Here is a 2,610-nt window from a genome sequence, read left to right as displayed (position 1 = left end):
GATAAAACAGCGAAAATCATCGGCCAGCAGATCGATGGATCATGGGTAGTGAAAGCTTCCATTTCGCATCAGGATGCAGTTAACTCTGCCGCCTTCAGTTTCGATGGTCGCTATGTGGTCACCGCCAGTGAGGATCACACGGCGAAAATCATTGAAATAAGCATACATAATTGATTTTGTGTTATCAGTCTTGTGGTTATTTAATTTCATATATGGTTTTGCATTTTACCGGTTAACACCGCCTTTTCAGGATTTTTTAAAGGTTGGTTTGCACCGAAGGTCTGCATACCCTTTGAAGAGTATGGTGTGAATTTCAGGAAATTTTTGGTGGTTCCGGCAGTTATTCCTGGCATATTTTTTGGGAGTAAATATTTTTTATATTTTTGTACTGTATTGAAAGCACTGACGGAATTAAGAGAGAAGCTATTATGCACAAGGTAGATTTTGAAACCCTGTCTGGAGGGTTTTATAAACTGTCATTGGCAGAACGCCTCGAACGGGTCGCCCGGTTTTCGGAGCTCTCAAAAGAGGAAGTGGATATCATTTCAGGAAAATCCTCTTTAAAAAAAGAACAGGCGGATCATTTAATTGAAAATACCATCGGTATTTTTCCAATGCCGTTAGGCGTTGCAAATTATTTTAATATTGATGGTGTTGATCGCTTTATCCCAATGTGTGTGGAAGAAACCTCTATTATTGCGGCCGCTTCTGCTAACGCCAAATGGGTGCGTAACAGAGGATGTATTAATACCTGGACAGAGGGTAGGTTGATCATTGGTCAGGTGCAACTTCCAAATGTATCTGATACAGAACTTACCCTTCGAAAGCTCACAGAAAATCGTAACGATATGATTGACCTTGCCAATCAGCGTCTTTCAGGTTTGGTAAGAAGAGGTGGTGGCATTAAAGACATTGAATTTAGAACGCTCGAACGATCCGACAAGCAAGGTTCAATGGTTGTCCTTCATCTTCTATGTGACCCTTGTGACGCCATGGGAGCAAATTTAATCAACCAGGCGTGTGAAGCCTTAAAGCCTCCTGTTGAAGAACAGACTGGTGAGAAGGTAGGCTTATGCATTCTCTCCAACCTTGTGGACTCCAGGCTGGCATGCGCTCGTGTCACTCTTTCTGATGTTGATGAAGAGCAAGGAACAGGCATAGAAGAGGCTTCGATTTTTGCTGAATCTGATCCTCATCGGGCATGCACACATAATAAAGGTATTTTAAATGGGATTGACCCCATTTTAATTGCAACGGGCAATGATTGGCGTGCAACCGAAGCAGGTATCCATGCTTACGCCGCACGCACCGGCAGCTACCAACCTGTTGCCACCTGGAGATATTCCCCTCTCAAGCGTCAGCTCATTGGGATCTTAAGAGTACCCATGGCTGTTGGGACCGTTGGAGGTGTTACCAAGGTTCATCCTTCAGCAAAGGTGGCCTTAAAGATTTTAAAGGTGTCTTCCGCAGAAGAGCTCGGACGTATTTGTGGTGCTGTAGGACTTGTTCAGAACCTGGGGGCTTTAAAAGCCCTTGCCACCGTAGGCATCGTGAAAGGTCACATGTCCCTTCATGCGAAAAACCTGGCCATTGCGGCAGGTGCCAATGAAATGGAAATTCCAAGGCTTGTGTCTGAGCTTGGTCAGTTAATCTCAATGAAAAAAGCCATTTCTGTTTCTGTTGCCAAAGAACTGTTAGTAAAAATCAGACCCACAGCAGTTAATCATGTTTCAGCTACACATCCGAGATAAAGTTTTTCACCAGAGACGAGTCCCTGGCCCTATCAGGTGAAGAAGCTTTTACCCGCTGCAAACTTTTAGGCGAGTCCGCCATACTTCGGGCTACACTCAGCCCTGACTGAAGAAAAATGGAAATTTGAGTGCAACTTAAAACAGTTTTCTTTTATATAATCGGTACACTCTTGATCTCTTTGGCAGCCAGTGGATTTGGTGATGACCATTCTCAAGGACGTCTGCTCATCGTCACAAATGGGACACCTGACCAAGAGGCTTATCTGATACCAGGTTTTGTCTTCTTTGTGCCTGAAGACTCTCTGGACTTGTTTGAAGACATACTGGTCGCTGCCAACGCTACCTATATTGGCAGGGTGCCAATAGGCGAAGGTTCATTCAGCTGCTATCTACTGAAACACGATGATATTGACACTCCCTCAACGGAACAAGGAAACTTCTTGTGTATCAGCCCTGAATGGCAAGTAGATAGAACTGACGTTGGCGAGGGCGATCTGGCTACAGATAATGTTTCTGAGAAAGCGGAGAAAAATAGCACGCGCTTTGCATTGCCAGAATGGCCCGCATTAATACCTGAACCCAACTTGCGATTATCGGGAAGAGGCTTTCCATTTGACCCACCGCCACCACCTCCTTTTATGCCGGGCATTCCTGCCAAAGGATTTTTTGATATGCCCGACTGGCAATTTGACTACCTGTCAGCTCTGGCCCCGATCAGCCAGTGGCTGAAACAATGGCTTCATAATGGGTATCCCACTACTTCCACTGAATCCCGACAATTCGTCAGCGCCATAGATTTATCTGCGGCTTTGGAAGGGATTACAAAGAAGAAGACACACAATAGATCGTTATTCAGCCA

General features: G+C 44.9%; 4 protein-coding genes. 3 read left to right on the top strand and 1 reads right to left on the bottom strand.

Annotated elements, in window-relative coordinates; genetic code table 11:
- Positions 1 to 48 precede the first annotated feature (48 nt).
- Entirely contained in the window at positions 49 to 174 is a 126-nt protein-coding gene (locus tag KDK17_RS19535; RefSeq protein ID WP_373691579.1) for a hypothetical protein, read from the top strand.
- Between the two features lie 32 nt (positions 175 to 206).
- Here the strand turns inward: KDK17_RS19535 and KDK17_RS08835 are convergent, their stop codons facing one another.
- Positions 207 to 434: a hypothetical protein gene (locus tag KDK17_RS08835; RefSeq protein ID WP_257287886.1), complete on the bottom strand. Its 228-nt coding sequence runs from the start codon at positions 432 to 434 to the stop codon at positions 207 to 209.
- Here KDK17_RS08835 and KDK17_RS08830 point away from each other — a divergent pair.
- Together KDK17_RS08830 and KDK17_RS08825 are read left to right on the top strand one after the other, a co-directional pair.
- Complete coding sequence (locus tag KDK17_RS08830; RefSeq protein ID WP_257255039.1) at positions 429 to 1,751, top strand: hydroxymethylglutaryl-CoA reductase, degradative; 1,323 nt, start codon at positions 429 to 431, stop codon at positions 1,749 to 1,751. The two genes, KDK17_RS08835 and KDK17_RS08830, sit on opposite strands and share 6 nt — an antisense overlap.
- A gap of 128 nt (positions 1,752 to 1,879) precedes the next feature.
- Positions 1,880 to 2,610: hypothetical protein (locus KDK17_RS08825; protein WP_257287885.1), on the top strand; the 731-nt coding region annotated here is incomplete at its 3' end.

The organism is Endozoicomonas sp. SESOKO2, from assembly GCF_024606245.1.
In the GTDB taxonomy this organism is placed as follows: domain Bacteria; phylum Pseudomonadota; class Gammaproteobacteria; order Pseudomonadales; family Endozoicomonadaceae; genus Endozoicomonas_A.
Note: the sequence above shows the minus strand (reverse complement) of the source record. Positions and strands in the feature narration are given on the sequence as shown.